This window comes from Streptomyces sp. NBC_00572, assembly GCF_026341815.1.
GTDB lineage: Bacteria > Actinomycetota > Actinomycetes > Streptomycetales > Streptomycetaceae > Streptomyces.
The window spans coordinates 136,188-152,768 of record NZ_JAPENX010000001.1 but is presented as its reverse complement, the minus strand read 5'-3'; the positions used below and the strand labels follow the sequence as shown (position 1 = coordinate 152,768).

Genomic DNA, 16,581 nt, shown 5'->3' with positions numbered 1-16,581 from the left:
ACAGTGCTGTCAGTGCGGTGACCTAGGCTTCATGACTGTGGAGCCCGACCTCTTTACCGCAGCAGCCGAAGACCGCCAGGAGAAGGACCCCGCCGGCAGCCCGCTGGCCGTCCGGATGCGCCCGCGCACCCTCGACGAGGTGGTGGGCCAGAAGCACCTGCTCAAGCCCGGTTCGCCGCTGCGCCGACTCGTGGGCGACGGGGACGGCGGCCCCGCCGGCGCCTCCTCGGTGATCCTCTGGGGGCCGCCGGGCATCGGAAAGACGACCCTGGCGTACGTGGTCTCCAAGGCGACCGACAAGCGGTTCGTGGAGCTGTCCGCGATCACCGCGGGCGTCAAGGAGGTCCGGGCCGTCATCGAGGGCGCCCGCCGCGCGGTCGGCGGCTACGGCAAGGAGACCGTCCTCTTCCTCGACGAGATCCACCGCTTCTCCAAGGCCCAGCAGGACTCGCTGCTGCCCGCCGTCGAGAACCGCTGGGTGACGCTGATCGCCGCCACCACCGAGAACCCGTACTTCTCGATCATCTCGCCGCTCCTCTCCCGCTCCCTGCTCCTCACCCTGGAGCCGCTGACCGACGACGACCTGCGCGGTCTGATGGCCCGGGCCCTCACCGGCGAGCGCGGCCTCGGCGGGGCGGTGACCCTGCAGGAGGACGCCGAGGCCCACCTCCTGCGCGTCGCCGGCGGCGACGCCCGGCGTGCCCTGACCGCCCTGGAGGCGGCCGCGGGCGCGGCCATCGCCAAGGGCGAGCCGGAGATCACGCTGGCGACGGTCGAGGAGACCGTCGACCGCGCGGCGGTGAAGTACGACCGGGACGGCGACCAGCACTACGACGTGGCCAGCGCGCTCATCAAGTCGATCCGCGGCTCGGACGTGGACGCCGCCCTGCACTATCTGGCGCGGATGATCGAGGCGGGGGAGGACCCGCGGTTCATCGCCCGGCGCCTGATGATCTCCGCGAGCGAGGACATCGGCCTCGCCGACCCGAACGCGCTGCCGATCGCCGTCGCCGCCGCGCAGGCCGTCGCCATGATCGGTTTCCCCGAGGCGGCACTCACCCTCAGCCACGCCACGATCGCCCTGGCCCTGGCCCCCAAGTCGAACACGGCGACGACCGCGATCGGCGCCGCCCTGGCGGACGTGCGGAACGGCCTCGCGGGTTCGGTCCCGCCGCATCTGCGCGACGGCCACTACAAGGGCGCCGCCAAGCTCGGCCACGCCCAGGGCTACGTGTACCCCCACGACGTCCCCGGTGGCATCGCGGCCCAGCAGTACGCCCCGGACACCATCCACGGCAAGCAGTACTACGAGCCCACCCGCTACGGCGCGGAAGCGCGGTACGCGGACGTGGTGGACCGTGTGCGGGCCCGCCTGAAGGGCAACGAGTAGAAGTGACGGCCTGACGGTTTGTCCGCCCGAGAAGGAGGTCGTCCGGGAGCTCTTGGACGCCTACCGCTGAGGCCGTCGGACCGCGGACGAGAGTGCCCGGCGGACCCGGTACACTGGTCCAGATTGCTGCGTCCCGTGTCCGGCTCCGGTCGGCACCACCAGAACGGGACAGTCAGCCGGAGATCCTGCCCTCGGGCGGGGTTTCCAGGAGCGTCGCGCACCTTCGAAGGTGTCGCGGGCAACCCACCACCACCCGGTTCCCGGGAGCGGCGGTGGGTCGTTCGCGTGCTGCACGTATGTGCCCAGACCTGGGAGCGGCTGCCCGGCAGGTCCGTCTCGTACGGACCAGGCGGGTTTCCCGGCTGCGGATGCGACCTCCCCTAACCCTGGTGAAGCCGTTTCGTACACAGTAGAGAGGTTGGTTCATGCCGAACCAGTCCCGTCCCAAGGTCAAGAAGTCGCGTGCCCTCGGCATCGCGCTGACCCCGAAGGCTGTCAAGTACTTCGAGGCCCGCCCCTACCCGCCGGGCGAGCACGGCCGTGGCCGCAAGCAGAACTCGGACTACAAGGTCCGTCTGCTCGAGAAGCAGCGTCTGCGCGCCCAGTACGACATCAGCGAGCGCCAGATGGCGCGCGCCTACGACCGCGCCAAGAAGGCCGAAGGCAAGACGGGCGAGGCGCTGGTCGTCGAGCTCGAGCGTCGCCTCGACGCCCTGGTCCTGCGTTCGGGCATCGCCCGCACCATCTACCAGGCCCGCCAGATGGTCGTCCACGGCCACATCCAGGTCAACGGTGGCAAGGTCGACAAGCCGTCGTTCCGCGTTCGTCCCGACGACGTCGTGATGGTCCGCGAGCGCAGCCGCACCAAGCCGCTGTTCGAGGTTGCCCGTGAGGGTGGCTTCGCCGCCGACGGTGAGACCCCGCGCTACCTGCAGGTCAACCTGAAGGCCCTGGCCTTCCGCCTCGACCGCGACCCGAACCGCAAGGAAATCCCGGTCATCTGCGACGAGCAGCTGGTCGTCGAGTACTACGCCCGCTGATCTCAGCCATGGCGTAGTACCACCCTCGCGGTGTTCAGCCCGCCGCTTCCCCACCCATTCCGGTGGGGGAGCCGGCGGGCTTCCGCGTTCCCGGGACCGCCGTCGAACCGGCCGTACGGAACGGACGCGGGGCGGCCCCCTCCGCCGGGCCGTCGATGGCCGGATGGCGGCCGGCCACGAGCGCACGCTCCACCGCCTCCGCCGCCGAGAGCCCCTGGCCCGCCCGGAACGCGGCGGCGTACGCCTCCACACCCAGCGCCTCCTCGGCCCGCTGCTGGCACAGCGTCCTCGGCGCGTCGAACGCCGCCGAGCCGAAGAGCCGGACACCCACCGTGTCCCACAGCGGCACCGCAGCCCCCTGGAGCACCGCCGCCTCCATCGGATCGCCCTCGCTCACCGCCACCAGGGCGAGCATCTCGATCGCCAGGACGGTCCCGACCAGGTCGCGGAAGGCGTGGTTGATGGACACGCACGCGGTGAGCAGCTCCCGCGCCTCCTCGTACGCCCCCCTGGTCCAGGCGGCGTACCCCAGGACATAGAGGGCGTACGCCCTGGCCCAGAGCTCGCCCCGCTCCTCGCAGATGTCCTTGACCTCGCGGCAGAGGGCGACCGCCCCCTCCAGATCGCCCCGGAAGGCGCGCGCCAGGCCCACCTCGATCTGCCCCATCAGCACGTTGCTGTTCAGCTCGCCGAGCTCCCGGTACGCGACGAGCGCCCGCCCGATCAGCTCCTCGGCGCGCGGCATGTCGTCCGTGAGCAGGGCGAGACAGCCCATCCGGTGCGTCGCGTACGCCTCCGCCAGCGCGTTCCGCGAGGACCTGGCCCGCTCCCCGCACTCGTGGAGCGCCGCCACCGCCGCCGTACCGTCGCCCTGCAGGACCGAGACGTACCCGAGCACCCAGAGCGCCTTCAGTCGCGCCTCCTCGTGGCCGGATTCGAGCGCGAGCGCCCGGTCCAGCCAGTGCCGGCCCTCCGAGAGGCGCCCGCAGCCGACCCACGCGAACCAGAGCGTGCCCGCCAGGTGCTGGGCGAGATGCGCGTCCTCCGGAAGTTCCAGACACAGGTCGAGGGCCGCCCGCAGATGCGGCAGCGCCGCCTCCGTCAGGGCCGCGACCTCAGGCTGGCGCGGGCTGAACCACTCCAGCTCGCACCAGGTGGCCAGGCCCATGTACCAGTCGCGGTGCCGCCGCCTCATCCGCTCCGTGTCGTCGAGCGCCGCGAGCCACTCCGACCCGTACGCGGCGACCGTGTCGAGCATCCGGTACGCGGGACCCGCCGGGGTGTCCTCGCGGGTGAGCAGCGATTGCGCGAGGAGCCCGCCGAGCAGATCGAGGATCCGCTCCGGCGGCAGCTCCGGACCCGCGCACACGTACTCCACCGACTCCAGGTCGAAGGGGCCGGGGAAGACGGAGAGCCGCGCCCAGAGGAGCCGCTCCTCCGGAGTGCACAGCTCATGGCTCCAACCGATGGCGGTGCGCAGCGTCTGGTGACGGGGGAGCGCACCGCGCGCACCGTCCGTGAGGAGCCGGAAGCGGTCGTCGAGGCGGCACAGCATCTGTTCGACGGAGAGCAGCGGGAGCCGCCCGGCCGCCAGTTCGAGGGCGAGCGGAATCCCGTCGAGCCGTCGGCACAACTCCCGTACGGCGTCCCGGCCGCGGGCCTGCGCGGACCCGTCGTCGTGTGCCGACCCACCGGGGAGCGCCGGTACTCCGGGCAGGGCCGTGACTCCCGGGCGGGCCGCAGGGCCCGTCAGCGCCGGAACCCCGTGGACGGCCCCCGCCGCCGCCCCCGGCAGTGGCGGCGCGCCCGCCTCCGCCGCCCGTTCGGCGAGCAGCGTCATCGCGTCCTCCTCACCCAGCGGAGCCAGCGGGAAGACGGTCTCGCCGGCCACCCGCAGCGGCCGCCGGCCGGCCGCGAGGACGGTGAGCCCGGGAGCGTGTTCGAGCAGCTCCCGCACCAGGGGCGCGCACTCCTCCACGAGATGCTCGAAACCGTCCACGACCAGCAGGGTCCGCCGCTCCGCGAGATGCTCGACGAGCACCTCGCGCGGGGGCCTCGGCGTGTGGTCGGTCAGGCCGAGCGCCTCGACCAGGGCGTACTCGATCAGGTCGGGGTCGCGCAGCGGTGCGAGCTCGGCGAGGCGGACCCCGTCGCCGTAGCGTTTCTGCACCCCTGCGGCAGCCCTCAGCGCGAACCGGGTCTTGCCGACCCCGCCCACGCCCACGACCGTGACCAGGCGGGACGCCTCAAGGAGCGCCGTCAGTGCGGCCTGCTCGGCGGCCCGTCCGATGAACCGGTTCAGCTCCGCCGGGAGATTGCTCCGTCGCATGGGACACGGAGCGTACTCATCCCCGCGCGCTCCGTACAATCGGTTCCCGTAACTCCCGTCCCACGGGCGGTAATGCGGTACGGCACGACAGCCCGGGCGCGATAGGGTCGGGGGACGACTTTTCGCAAGGGCCAAACGACAGCAGAGAGCGGTGCAGAGTGACCGGTGGAGAGGTTGCCGGGATCCTGGTGGCCGTCTTCTGGGCGATCCTGGTCTCCTTCCTCGCCGTGGTGCTGGTGAGGCTGGCGCAGACGCTCAGGGCGACCACCAAGATGGTGGCGGACGTGACCGAGCAGGCCGTTCCCCTGCTGGCCGACGCCTCCGCGACCGTCCGCTCGGCACAGACCCAGCTCGACCGGGTCGACGCCATCGCCTCGGACGTCCAGGAGGTCACCTCCAACGCCTCCGCGCTCTCCTCGACCGTCGCCTCCACCTTCGGCGGCCCGCTCGTCAAGGTCGCCGCCTTCGGCTACGGGGTGCGCAAGGCGCTCGGCCGGGGCGGGGACGGCGCCTCCGGCGCGGACGCGCCGCGGGCCTCCTCGCGACGTACTGTGATCGTCGGCCGTACCGTGCCGTCCTCGCGACGCCGGAAGCAGAAGGGCTGAGCCGCGATGTTCCGCCGCACGTTCTGGTTCACGGCCGGCGCAGCCGCCGGCGTGTGGGCCACCACCAAGGTCAACCGGAAGCTGAAGCAGCTGACCCCCGAGAGCCTCGCGGCCCAGGCCGCGAACAAGGCGATCGAGACCGGCCACCGCCTCAAGGACTTCGCCCTCGACGTGAGGGCGGGCATGGTCCAGCGGGAGGCCGAACTGGAGGAGGCGCTCGGCCTCGACGCACCCGTCGACCCGGGCCCGGCCCAGGGCCGGGAGCTTCCGGAGCCGCGCCGCAGGGGCGCGCTCGGCCCCTCCCCGTACCCGACCACGCATTCAATCCCCACGATCTCGTACAACCGGAATGAGGACCACTGATGGAGTCGGCTGAAATCCGCCGCCGCTGGCTGAGCTTCTTCGAGGAGCGCGGGCACACCGTCGTCCCTTCGGCGTCGCTCATCGCGGACGACCCGACTCTGCTGCTCGTCCCCGCCGGCATGGTGCCCTTCAAGCCCTACTTCCTGGGTGAGGTCAAGCCGCCCTTCACGCGCGCCTCCAGCGTGCAGAAGTGCGTGCGCACGCCGGACATCGAAGAGGTCGGCAAGACCACCCGCCACGGCACGTTCTTCCAGATGTGCGGCAACTTCTCCTTCGGCGACTACTTCAAGGAAGGCGCCATCAAGCTGGCCTGGGAGCTGCTGACCACCTCGGTGGCGCACGGCGGCTACGGCCTCGACCCGGAGAAGCTCTGGATCACCGTCTACCAGGAGGACGACGAGGCCGAGCAGATCTGGCGCGACGTCGTCGGCGTCCCCGCCGAGCGCATCCAGCGCCTCGGCAAGAAGGACAACTACTGGTCGATGGGCGTCCCCGGCCCCTGCGGCCCGTGCTCCGAGATCAACTACGACCGCGGCCCAGAGTTCGGCGTCGAGGGCGGCCCGGCCGTCAACGACGAGCGCTACGTGGAGATCTGGAACCTGGTCTTCATGCAGTACGAGCGTGGCGAGGGCACCGGGAAGGACGACTTCCCGATCCTCGGCGAGCTGCCGTCGAAGAACATCGACACGGGCCTCGGCCTGGAGCGCCTGGCGATGATCCTCCAGGGCGTCCAGAACATGTACGAGACGGACACCCTCCAGGTCGTCATCGACAAGGCCACCGAGCTCACCGGCGTCGCCTACGGCAAGGCCCACGACAGCGACGTCTCGCTGCGCGTGGTCGCCGACCACATGCGCACCTCCGTGATGCTCATCGGCGACGGCGTCACCCCCGGCAACGAGGGCCGCGGCTACGTCCTGCGCCGCATCATGCGCCGCGCCGTCCGCAACATGCGCCTGCTCGGCGCCACCGGCCCGGTCGTCCAGGACCTCGTCGACACCGTGATCAACACGATGGGCGAGCAGTACCCGGAACTCGTCACCGACCGCAAGCGGATCGAGACCGTCGCCCTCGCCGAAGAGGCCGCCTTCCTCAAGGCCCTCAAGGGCGGCACCAACATCCTCGACACCGCCGTCACCGAGACCAAGGCCGCCGGCGGCACGATCCTCTCCGGCGACAAGGCGTTCCTGCTCCACGACACCTGGGGCTTCCCGATCGACCTCACCCTGGAGATGGCCTCGGAGCAGGGCCTCTCGGTGGACGAGGACGGCTTCCGCCGCCTGATGAAGGAGCAGCGGGACCGCGCCAAGGCCGACGCCAAGGCGAAGAAGACCGGCCACGCCGACATGACCTCGTACCGGGAGATCGCCGACAGCAACGGCGCCACCGAGTTCACCGGCTACACCAACACCGAGGGCGAGAGCACGGTCGTCGGTCTCCTCGTCAACGGTGTCTCCTCGCCCGCCGCCTCCGAGGGCGACGAGGTCGAGGTCGTCCTCGACCGCACCCCGTTCTACGCCGAGGGCGGCGGCCAGATCGCCGACCAGGGCCGGATCAAGCTGCACAGCGGCGCGGTCATCGAGATCCGTGACGTCCAGCAGCCCGTCCCGGGCGTCTCCGTGCACAAGGGCTCCGTGCAGGTCGGCGAGGTGACCGTGGGCGCCACCGCCTACGCCACCATCGACGTGCGCCGCCGCCGGGCCATCGCCCGCGCCCACTCGGCCACCCACCTGACCCACCAGGCGCTGCGCGACGCCCTCGGCCCGACGGCCGCTCAGGCCGGTTCCGAGAACCAGCCCGGCCGCTTCCGCTTCGACTTCGGTTCGCCGAACGCCGTCCCCGGCGCGGTCCTCACCGACGTCGAGCAGAAGATCAACGAGGTTCTCTCGCGCGAGCTCGAGGTCCACGCCGAGGTCATGCCGATCAACGAGGCCAAGCGCCAGGGTGCCATCGCCGAGTTCGGCGAGAAGTACGGCGAGCAGGTCCGTGTCGTCACCATCGGCGACTTCTCCAAGGAGCTGTGCGGCGGTACGCACGTCGGCAACACCGCCCAGCTGGGTCTGGTGAAGCTGCTCGGCGAGTCCTCCATCGGCTCCGGCGTGCGCCGTATCGAGGCCCTCGTAGGTGTCGACGCGTACAACTTCCTCGCCCGTGAGCACACGGTCGTCGCCCAGCTCCAGGAGCTCGTCAAGGGCCGTCCGGAGGAGCTGCCGGAGAAGATCTCCGCCATGCTCGGCAAGCTGAAGGACGCCGAGAAGGAGATCGAGAAGTTCCGCGCGGAGAAGGTCCTCCAGGCCGCCGCCGGTCTCGTCGACTCCGCCCAGGACATCCGCGGCCTCGCCCTGGTCACCGGCCAGGTCCAGGACGGCACCGGCGCCGACGACCTGCGCAAGCTGGTCCTCGACGTCCGTGGCCGCTTCCCGTCCGACCGTCCGGCCGTCGTCGCCCTGTTCACCACGGCCAACGGCAAGCCGCTCACGGTCATCGCCACCAACGAGGCCGCCCGTGAGCGCGGTCTCAAGGCCGGCGAGCTGGTCCGCACGGCCGCCAAGACCCTCGGTGGCGGTGGCGGCGGCAAGCCGGACGTCGCCCAGGGCGGCGGTACGAACCCGCAGGCCGTCGGCGAGGCCATCGCCGCCGTCGAGCGCCTCGTGGTGGAGACGGCGTGACGATGCGCCGCGGCCGCCGTATCGCGGTCGACGTCGGGGACGCCCGGATCGGGGTCGCCTCGTGCGACCCCGACGGGGTCCTGGCCACGCCGGTGGAGACCGTGCCGGGACGTGACGTCCCGGCCGCCCACCGGCGGCTCCGCCAGATCGTCGAGGAGTACGAGCCGATCGAGGTCGTCGTGGGCCTGCCCCGCTCGCTCAGCGGGCGGGAGGGTCCGGCCGCGACCAAGGTCCGTGCTTTCGCAGGGGAGATGGCGAAGGGCATCGCGCCGGTTCCGGTCCGTCTGGTCGACGAGCGGATGACCACGGTCACCGCCACCCAGGGGCTGCGCGCCTCCGGGGTGAAGGCGAAGAAGGGGCGGTCCGTCATCGATCAGGCCGCCGCTGTGATCATCCTTCAGAACGCTCTTGAGTCCGAACGGGTATCAGGTAATCCGCCTGGCGAGGGCGTCGAAGTGGTCATCTGATCGCGATACGGTAACGTTCCGCGCGATGCGGCGGTGTTCGAACAGCTGCCGCACTACGTAGAGGCGGATCGTCCGGAAGCCTCGCGGCTGTTTTGGGGATCGATGACTGAGTATGGCCGGAGCCCCGGCTCCGAACCGTGGCACCCCGGGGACCCGCTTTACGGGGACCAGGGGTGGGAGGGCCAGCAGCAGTACCCGCATCCGCAGCAGGCGAACGAGTACGGCCAGGGCGGTCACGACTACCAGGACCCGTACGGGCAAGGCGGTCAGGCTGGTCAGGGGTACGGGGGTGACCCGTACCAGCAGCAGCAGCATGCGCAGCAGCAGTACCAGCAGCAGTCGCAGGAGTACGTCGACCCGCAGCAGTACCAGCAGCCCGTGCAGCAGCACCAGCAGCAGTACCAGCAACCTCAGCAGTACCAGCAGCAGCCGTACGACCAGCAGCAGCCGTACGAGCAGCAGCAGTACGGGACGGGGTACCAGGGCGGTTACGACACGCCCGGGCAGCTCGGACAGCAGTACGACGGCAACTGGGAGACGGGCCAGGCGGCGATGCCGTACGCCGGGACTCCGGCCGACCCTTACGGCGGCCAGAACCCCGACCTCTACGGCACGCCCGAGGCGTACCCCCCGCCCCAGCCTCCCGGCCGTCGGCAGAACCCGCCGGAGCCGGTGATCGACTGGGCGCCGGAGGAAGAGGCGCGTCCGGAGCCGGAGGAGGAGAAGCACCCCTTCTTCACCGGTGAGGACGCCGACCCGGACGACGAGTACGACGAGGAGCCGGGCCGCGGCCGCGGTTCCCGCGGCGGCGATCGCGAACGCCGGAGCAAAGCGAAGAAACGCAACGGCAAGAACGGCGTGGCCTGCCTCGTCGTCGCGGTCGTCATGGCGGGCGGCGTCGGCGGCGTCGGCTACTTCGGCTACCAGTTCTGGCAGGGCCAGTTCGGCGCGGCGGAGGACTTCGCGGGTTCCGGCTCCGGCGACGTGCAGGTCGAGATCCCCAAGGGCGCGCTCGGCAACGAGATCGGCAACATCCTGAAGAAGGCGGGCGTCGTCAAGAGCGTCGACGCCTTCATCTCGGCGCAGCAGAAGAACCCCAAGGGCATCTCCATCCAGGCCGGCGTCTACACGCTGAAGAAGGAGATGTCGGCGGAGAGCGCGGTCACGCTGATGCTCAACCCGGCGAGCCAGGCGAACCTGGTCGTCCCCGAGGGCAAGCGGAACGCCTGGGTCTACGACCAGCTCGACAAGCGCCTCGACCTGAAGCCCGGCACCACGAAGGACGTCGCCTTCGCGAAGGCGAAGAGTCTGGGCCTGCCCGATTGGGCCGAGAACCACCCCGACATCAAGGACCCGCTGGAAGGCTTCCTCTTCCCGGCGAGCTACCCGGTCGCGAAGGGCACGAAGCCCGAGGACGCGCTGCGCAAGATGGTCGGCCGCGCGAACCAGGAGTACGGGAAGCTCGACCTCGACGCGAAGGCGAAGGAGCACGGTCTGAAGGGGCCGTGGGAAGTCCTGACGGTCGCGAGCCTGGTGCAGGTCGAGGGCAAGTACAAGCACGACTTCGACAAGGTGGCGCGGGTGGTCTACAACCGCCTCAAGCCGAACAACGTGGAGACCGTGGGCCGACTCGAGTTCGACTCGACGGTGAACTACCTCAAGGGCGAGAGCACCCTCGACGTCGGAACCGTCGAGGAGATGCGCAAGATCAAGGACCCGTACAACACGTACGCGTACGACGTGAAGGGCCTCATCCCCGGTCCCATCAGCAACCCCGGCATCGAGGCGCTGAACTCGGCGATGAACCCCGCCGACGGCCCGTGGTACTACTTCGTGTCGATCAACGAGAACAAGACCGTCTTCTCCGTGACCCTCAAGGAACACAACCAGAACGTCGCGGAGTACGAGAAGGAACGGAAGCAGGGGCAGTGAGCAAGCAACACCGCGCGGCCGTCCTCGGTTCGCCGATCGCCCACTCGCTCTCCCCGGTCCTGCACCGGGCCGCGTACGCCGAGCTCGGCCTCGACGACTGGTCGTACGACCGCTTCGAGGTCGACGAGGCCGGGCTGCCCGGGTTCGTGGGCGAGCTGGACGGCAGCTGGGCCGGTCTTTCGCTGACCATGCCGCTCAAGCGGGCGATCATCCCGCTGCTCGACGAGATCAGCGACACGGCGGCCTCGGTCGAGGCCGTGAACACCGTCGTCCTCCGCGAGGACGGGCGCCGGGTCGGTGACAACACCGACATCCCCGGCATGCTCGCCGCCCTGCGCGAGCGGGGCGTCGACAAGGTGGAGTCGGCGGCGGTCCTCGGCGCCGGCGCCACCGCCTCCTCCGCGCTCGCCGCGCTCGCCCGGATCTGCGCGGGGCCGGTGACCGCGTACGTACGGAGCGAGGCGCGCGCCGAGGAGATGCGCGGCTGGGGCGAGCGGCTCGGCGTGGACGTCCGTACCGCCGACTGGGACGACGCGGCGGAGGCCTTCGCCTCCCCGCTGGTCGTCGCGACCACCCCGGCAGGCACGACCAACGCCCTGGCGACCGCCGTGCCCGACACGGTCGGCACCCTGTTCGACGTCCTGTACGACCCCTGGCCGACGGCACTCGCCGCGGCCTGGTCCGACCGCGGCGGCAAGGTGGTCGGCGGCCTCGACCTCCTCGTCCACCAGGCGGTCCTCCAGGTCGAACAGATGACGGGCGTCCCCAGGGCGCCGCTGGCCGCCATGCGAGCGGCGGGGGAGCAGGCCCTGGCGGCTCGCTAGGGCCGGCGGGGGAGTACGGGAGCGAGCGGGAGCACGGGGCATGGGCGAGGGAACGGTGCTGGCGTCGAAGTGGGACGCGGGCTTCGACGTGGTGCGCTTTCTCTTCGGGGTGATCTTCAACGACCTGCCCGCGTGGGTGCGGTACACCGTCCTCGGTGTCATCGCCGCGGGCTTCGGATGGCTCGCCGTGGTCCGGCTGCGCGACCGCTTCCGGGCCTCGCGCGAGGTCGGCGGCACGCCCGGAGGGTCCGGCGGGACGGTGGAGGACGCGTCCGGGACGACGGACGAGATCGTCGAGAACAGCGGGACCCGCGTCCGATAGCTGGACCGGAGGGCGGGTTCGCCCCCCGGACGTGGGAGGATCGGGGACGGCGGGCCAGGGCCGCGCACCCGGTCGCGCCGTCGCAGTACCCAGGCGCGAGCATGAGGAGCATCGTTGAGCAGGTTGCGTTGGCTGACCGCTGGGGAATCCCACGGACCCGCGCTGGTCGCGACGTTGGAGGGCCTTCCCGCCGGCGTCCCGGTCACCACTGAGCTGGTGGCGGACCACCTCGCGCGGCGACGCCTCGGCTATGGGCGTGGCGCCCGGATGAAGTTCGAGCAGGACGAGATCACCTTCCTGGGCGGAGTCCGGCACGGGCTCTCCCTCGGTTCCCCGATCGCCGTGATGGTCGGCAACACCGAGTGGCCCAAGTGGGAGAAGGTCATGGCGGCCGACCCCGTCGACCCCTCCGAGCTCAAGGAGACGGGCCGCAACGCCCCCCTGACCCGGCCGCGTCCCGGACACGCCGACCTCGCCGGCATGCAGAAGTACGGCTTCGACGAGGCCCGGCCGATCCTGGAGCGCGCCAGCGCCCGGGAGACCGCCGCCCGTGTCGCCCTCGGCGCCATCGCCCGCTCCTTCATCAAGGAGACCGCGGGCATCGAGATCGTCTCGCACGTCGTCGAGCTGGCCGCCGCCAAGGCGCCGTACGGCGTGTACCCGACCCCCGCCGACGTCGAGAAGCTCGACGCCGACCCGGTCCGCTGCCTCGACGCCGACGCGTCGAAGGCGATGGTCGCCGAGATCGACCAGGCCCACAAGGACGGCGACACCCTCGGCGGCGTCGTCGAGGTGCTGGCGTACGGCGTTCCCGTCGGCCTCGGCTCCCACGTCCACTGGGACCGGCGTCTCGACGCGCGGCTCGCCGCCGCCCTCATGGGCATCCAGGCCATCAAGGGCGTCGAGGTCGGCGACGGCTTCGAGCTGGCCCGCGTGCCCGGCTCCCAGGCCCACGACGAGATCGTGAAGACCGAGGACGGCCTCAAGCGCACCTCCGGCCGCTCCGGCGGCACCGAGGGCGGCCTGACCACCGGCGAGCTGCTGCGGGTCCGTGCCGCGATGAAGCCCATCGCGACCGTGCCGCGCGCCCTCGCCACCGTCGACGTCGCCACCGGCGAGGCCACCCAGGCCCACCACCAGCGCTCCGACGTGTGCGCCGTCCCCGCCGCCGGCATCGTCGCCGAGGCCATGGTCGCGCTCGTCCTCGCGGACGCGGTCGTCGAGAAGTTCGGCGGCGACAGCGTCCCGGAGACCCGCCGCAACGTGCGGTCGTACCTCGAGAACCTGACCATCCGGTGACCGCCGGTCCCCTGGTCGTCCTCGTCGGGCCCATGGGCTCCGGCAAGTCCACGGTGGGCGCGCTCCTGGCCGAACGGCTCGGCGCGCCCTACCGGGACACCGACGCCGACATCGTCGCCGCCGAGGGACGCGAGATCTCCGACATCTTCGTCGAGGACGGCGAGGAGCACTTCCGCGCCCTGGAGCGGGACGCGGTCGCCGCGGCCGTCGCCGAACACGAGGGCGTCCTCGCCCTCGGCGGCGGCGCGATCCTCGACGACGGCACCCGCGCCCTGCTCTCCGGACTGCCCGTCGCCTACCTCTCGATGGACGTCGACGAAGCGGTCCGGCGCGTCGGCCTCAACACCGCGCGGCCGCTGCTCGCCGTCAACCCGCGCCGCCAGTGGCGCGAGCTGATGGAGGCACGCCGCCACCTGTACACCGAAGTCGCGCGGGCCGTCGTCACCACCGACGACCGCACCCCCGAAGAGGTCGCCGACGCGGTCCTCGGGGCACTGGATCTGAAGAAGGACGCATGACGACGGACCAGGAAGTCACCCGTATCCACGTCGCGGGCTCTGCCGGCACGGATCCGTACGAGGTGCTGGTCGGCCGGCAGCTGCTCGGTGAGCTCCCGGCCCTGATCGGCACCCAGGCCAAGCGGGTCGCGGTCATCCACCCCGAGGCGCTCGCCGACACGGGTGAGGCGCTCCGCGCCGACCTCGCCGAGCAGGGCTACGAGACGGTCGCCATCCAGGTGCCGAACGCCGAGGAGGCGAAGACCGTCGAGGTCGCCGCCTACTGCTGGAAGGCGCTCGGGCAGACCGGCTTCACCCGCAGCGACGTGATCGTGGGCGTCGGCGGCGGTGCCACCACCGACCTGGCCGGCTTCGTCGCCGCGACCTGGCTGCGGGGTGTCCGCTGGATCGCCGTACCGACCACCGTCCTCGCCATGGTCGACGCGGCCGTCGGCGGCAAGACGGGCATCAACACCGCCGAGGGCAAGAACCTCGTCGGCGCCTTCCACCCGCCTGCCGGTGTCCTCTGCGACCTCGCGGCGCTCGACTCGCTGCCGGTGCACGACTACGTCAGCGGTCTCGCGGAGATCATCAAGGCCGGCTTCATCGTCGACCCGGTGATCCTCGACCTCATCGAGGAGGACCCGCAGGCCGCCCGTACCCCCGCCGGTCCGCACACCGCCGAGCTGCTCGTCCGGTCGATCAGGGTCAAGGCCGAGGTCGTCTCCGGCGACCTCAAGGAGGCCGGCCGCCGCGAGATCCTCAACTACGGCCACACCCTCGCCCACGCCATCGAGAAGAACGAGCGGTACAAGTGGCGCCACGGCGCCGCCGTCTCCGTCGGCATGGTCTTCGCCGCTGAGCTCGGCCGCCTCGCCGGGCGGCTCGACGACGCCACCGCCGACCGGCACCGCGCGATCCTGGAGTCCGTCGGACTGCCGCTCACCTACCGCGGTGACCAGTGGCCCAAGCTCCTGGAGACCATGCGGGTCGACAAGAAGTCCCGCGGCGACCTGCTCCGCTTCATCGTCCTCGACGGGATCGGCAAGCCGACCGTCCTGGAGGGCCCCGACCCGGCGGTCCTGATCGCGGCGTACGGCGAGGTGTCCGCGTGAGCGAGCCCCGTCCGGTTCTGGTGCTCAACGGCCCCAACCTGGGCCGGCTCGGCTCCCGCGAGCCCGACATCTACGGTGCCACGTCCTACAAGGGGCTCGTCGAGTCCTGCAAGACCCTCGGCGCGGAGCTCGGCTTCGACGTCGAGGTGCGGGAGACGAACGACGAGGGCGAGATGATCCGCTGGCTCCACGAGGCCGCGGACCGCTCGACCCCCGTCGTGATCAACCCGGGGGCGTTCACGCACTACTCGTACGGGATGCGCGACGCGGCCGCCCAGCGGACCGCTCCGCTGATCGAGGTGCACATCTCGAACCCGTACGCCAGGGAGGAGTTCCGGCACACCTCGGTCGTCGCGGCCGTGGCGACCGGGACGGTCGCCGGGTTCGGGATCGGTTCCTACCGGCTGGCCCTGCTGGCGCTCGCCGAGGAACTGACGGGCTGACAGGGCACCTGGCGGGACCCCCGGCCGTTCCCCTTGTGGGGGCCGGGGGCGGTAACGTTCCGGCGCACCAGATACATCAGGCGTACGAGACGGAGTGGGACCGGATGCAGCACGCAGTGGGGGGTCCGCTGCCACCGCCCGAGCGACCGGGCCAGGCGCCCGTCCCCGGCACCGGCCCGGGACCTGTTCCCGGCACCGGACCCGTTTCCGGGGCTGTTCCTGGGAGTGGGACCGGCCCCGGACCCGCTTCCGGAGTCGCTCCCGGATCCGGCCACGCTCCCGGAGCCGGACCTGTGGCCGGCCCCGTGCCCGCCCCCGGAGCCGCTCCCGGGCCGGGCCACAACCCCGGACCCGTGCCCGTGCCCGCCGCCGGCGGTGGCGCGCCAGGCGGGCGTCCGCCCATACCGCCGCCTCCGCCCGGCTCCCCGTACCCGGGTCAGCCCGCCGGATCCCGGCTCGGCGTGCACCCGGCCGTCCAGAGCGGAGCCTCCCGGCCCCCGCACGCGGGGCCGCCCCCGCACTCCGCGCCCCCCGCGGGGCCCGGGGCACCCGGCCGGTACGGCCCCGGAGCCGTACCGCAGCACTCCGGCGGGCAGCCCCCGCGGGCCGACCTCACCGGCCACGTCCCGCTGCCGCCCGTGAGCGCGCCGCTCGCGCCCCCTGTGGAGCACGGCATCGGGACGGGCGCCGCGACCCTCGCCGTGCTGCTCATCGGCCCCGCCGGGGCCGGCAAGACGACCGTCGCCCGGCACTGGGCGCAGCGCCGCCGCGTGCCCACCGCGCACATCAGCCTCGACGACGTCCGCGAGTGGGTCTGCTCCGGCTTCGCCGACCCGCAGTCCGGGTGGAACGAGCACTCCGAGGCGCAGTACCGGCTCGCCCGCCGCACCTGCGGCTTCGCCGCGCGCAACTTCCTCGCCAACGGCATCTCCTGCATCGTCGACGACGCGGTCTTCCCCGACCGGCCCGTCGTCGGCCTCGGCGGCTGGAAGCGCCATGTCGGTCCGGGCCTGCTGCCCGTGGTGCTCCTGCCCGGCCTGGAGATCGTCCTGGAGCGCAACGCCGAGCGAAGCGGCAACCGGCGCCTCTCGGACGAGGAGGTCGCCGCCATCCACGGCCGGATGGCCGGCTGGTACGGCTCGGGCCTGCCGATCATCGACAACTCCACGTACGACGTCGAGACCACCGCCCGGGTCCTCGACGACATCCTCGCCCGCGCGATCGCCAGCCCGCCCACCTGGTGACCTCCCGGGGGCCGCTGCCCGGTCGGCGGCGCTGAACAGGCC

At 71.8% G+C, this 16,581-nt stretch carries 15 protein-coding genes; 14 read left to right on the top strand and 1 reads right to left on the bottom strand.

Going from position 1 to position 16,581, the window contains the following annotated elements:
* Window positions 1-37: 37 nt before the first annotated feature.
* Window positions 38-1,390 carry a replication-associated recombination protein A gene (locus OG514_RS00675; RefSeq protein WP_266900707.1) on the top strand — a complete coding sequence of 451 codons (1,353 nt, stop codon included), beginning with the start codon at window positions 38-40 and terminating at the stop codon, window positions 1,388-1,390.
* A 425-nt stretch (window positions 1,391-1,815) separates the two neighbouring features.
* Entirely contained in the window at window positions 1,816-2,430 is a 615-nt protein-coding gene (gene rpsD / locus OG514_RS00670) for a 30S ribosomal protein S4 (RefSeq protein ID WP_024758279.1), read from the top strand.
* Between the two features lie 34 nt (window positions 2,431-2,464).
* Here rpsD and OG514_RS00665 read toward each other — a convergent pair whose 3' ends face one another.
* Window positions 2,465-4,759: a regulator gene (locus OG514_RS00665; protein ID WP_266889672.1), complete on the bottom strand. Its 2,295-nt coding sequence runs from the start codon at window positions 4,757-4,759 to the stop codon at window positions 2,465-2,467.
* Window positions 4,760-4,917: 158 nt separating this feature from the next.
* On the opposite strand from OG514_RS00665, the gene OG514_RS00660 reads away from it, so the two are divergent.
* The 12 genes from OG514_RS00660 to OG514_RS00605 all read left to right on the top strand — a co-directional run bounded on the left by OG514_RS00660 (window position 4,918) and on the right by OG514_RS00605 (window position 16,539).
* A complete protein-coding gene (locus tag OG514_RS00660; protein WP_266889671.1) occupies window positions 4,918-5,364 on the top strand; it encodes a DUF948 domain-containing protein in 447 nt (148 codons plus the stop codon).
* Window positions 5,365-5,370: 6 nt separating this feature from the next.
* Window positions 5,371-5,727, top strand: a complete 357-nt coding sequence (locus OG514_RS00655) for a DUF6167 family protein (RefSeq protein ID WP_266889669.1) — start codon at window positions 5,371-5,373, stop codon at window positions 5,725-5,727.
* The gene (gene alaS / locus OG514_RS00650; RefSeq protein ID WP_266889666.1) at window positions 5,727-8,396 is read left to right on the top strand and encodes an alanine--tRNA ligase; all 2,670 of its coding nucleotides are present in this window, start codon (window positions 5,727-5,729) and stop codon (window positions 8,394-8,396) included. The genes OG514_RS00655 and alaS overlap by 1 nt, the downstream gene beginning before the upstream one ends.
* 2 nt (window positions 8,397-8,398) lie before the next feature.
* On the top strand, window positions 8,399-8,863 hold the full coding sequence (gene ruvX / locus OG514_RS00645) for a Holliday junction resolvase RuvX (RefSeq protein ID WP_030316278.1): 465 nt from the start codon (window positions 8,399-8,401) through the stop codon (window positions 8,861-8,863).
* 102 nt (window positions 8,864-8,965) lie between these two features.
* Window positions 8,966-10,795: an endolytic transglycosylase MltG gene (mltG, locus tag OG514_RS00640; protein ID WP_266889663.1), complete on the top strand. Its 1,830-nt coding sequence runs from the start codon at window positions 8,966-8,968 to the stop codon at window positions 10,793-10,795.
* The gene (locus tag OG514_RS00635) at window positions 10,792-11,619 is read left to right on the top strand and encodes a shikimate dehydrogenase (RefSeq protein ID WP_266889661.1); all 828 of its coding nucleotides are present in this window, start codon (window positions 10,792-10,794) and stop codon (window positions 11,617-11,619) included. The genes mltG and OG514_RS00635 overlap by 4 nt, the downstream gene beginning before the upstream one ends.
* A gap of 40 nt (window positions 11,620-11,659) precedes the next feature.
* The gene (locus OG514_RS00630; RefSeq protein ID WP_266889659.1) at window positions 11,660-11,941 is read left to right on the top strand and encodes a hypothetical protein; all 282 of its coding nucleotides are present in this window, start codon (window positions 11,660-11,662) and stop codon (window positions 11,939-11,941) included.
* A gap of 114 nt (window positions 11,942-12,055) precedes the next feature.
* Window positions 12,056-13,240, top strand: a complete 1,185-nt coding sequence (gene aroC / locus OG514_RS00625) for a chorismate synthase (RefSeq protein ID WP_266889657.1) — start codon at window positions 12,056-12,058, stop codon at window positions 13,238-13,240.
* A complete protein-coding gene (locus OG514_RS00620) occupies window positions 13,237-13,758 on the top strand; it encodes a shikimate kinase (RefSeq protein ID WP_266889653.1) in 522 nt (173 codons plus the stop codon). The genes aroC and OG514_RS00620 overlap by 4 nt, the downstream gene beginning before the upstream one ends.
* Complete coding sequence (gene aroB, locus OG514_RS00615) at window positions 13,755-14,852, top strand: 3-dehydroquinate synthase (protein WP_266889651.1); 1,098 nt, start codon at window positions 13,755-13,757, stop codon at window positions 14,850-14,852. The genes OG514_RS00620 and aroB overlap by 4 nt, the downstream gene beginning before the upstream one ends.
* Window positions 14,849-15,295: a type II 3-dehydroquinate dehydratase gene (gene aroQ / locus OG514_RS00610; RefSeq protein ID WP_266889649.1), complete on the top strand. Its 447-nt coding sequence runs from the start codon at window positions 14,849-14,851 to the stop codon at window positions 15,293-15,295. Before aroB ends, aroQ begins: the two co-directional genes overlap by 4 nt.
* A gap of 293 nt (window positions 15,296-15,588) precedes the next feature.
* Entirely contained in the window at window positions 15,589-16,539 is a 951-nt protein-coding gene (locus OG514_RS00605; protein WP_266889647.1) for an AAA family ATPase, read from the top strand.
* Window positions 16,540-16,581 lie beyond the last annotated feature (42 nt).

Excerpts from the sequence above, each read along its gene's own strand:
- rpsD (WP_024758279.1), top strand. The coding sequence starts at position 1,816 with ATGCCGAACCAGTCCCGTCCCAAGGTCAAGAAGTCGCGTGCCCTCGGC.
- ruvX (WP_030316278.1), top strand. The coding sequence starts at position 8,399 with ATGCGCCGCGGCCGCCGTATCGCGGTCGACGTCGGGGACGCCCGGATC.
- OG514_RS00655 (WP_266889669.1), top strand. The coding sequence starts at position 5,371 with ATGTTCCGCCGCACGTTCTGGTTCACGGCCGGCGCAGCCGCCGGCGTG.
- mltG (WP_266889663.1), top strand. The coding sequence starts at position 8,966 with ATGACTGAGTATGGCCGGAGCCCCGGCTCCGAACCGTGGCACCCCGGG.
- aroB (WP_266889651.1), top strand. The coding sequence starts at position 13,755 with ATGACGACGGACCAGGAAGTCACCCGTATCCACGTCGCGGGCTCTGCC.
- OG514_RS00665 (WP_266889672.1), bottom strand. The coding sequence starts at position 4,759 with ATGCGACGGAGCAATCTCCCGGCGGAGCTGAACCGGTTCATCGGACGG.
- OG514_RS00630 (WP_266889659.1), top strand. The coding sequence starts at position 11,660 with ATGGGCGAGGGAACGGTGCTGGCGTCGAAGTGGGACGCGGGCTTCGAC.
- alaS (WP_266889666.1), top strand. The coding sequence starts at position 5,727 with ATGGAGTCGGCTGAAATCCGCCGCCGCTGGCTGAGCTTCTTCGAGGAG.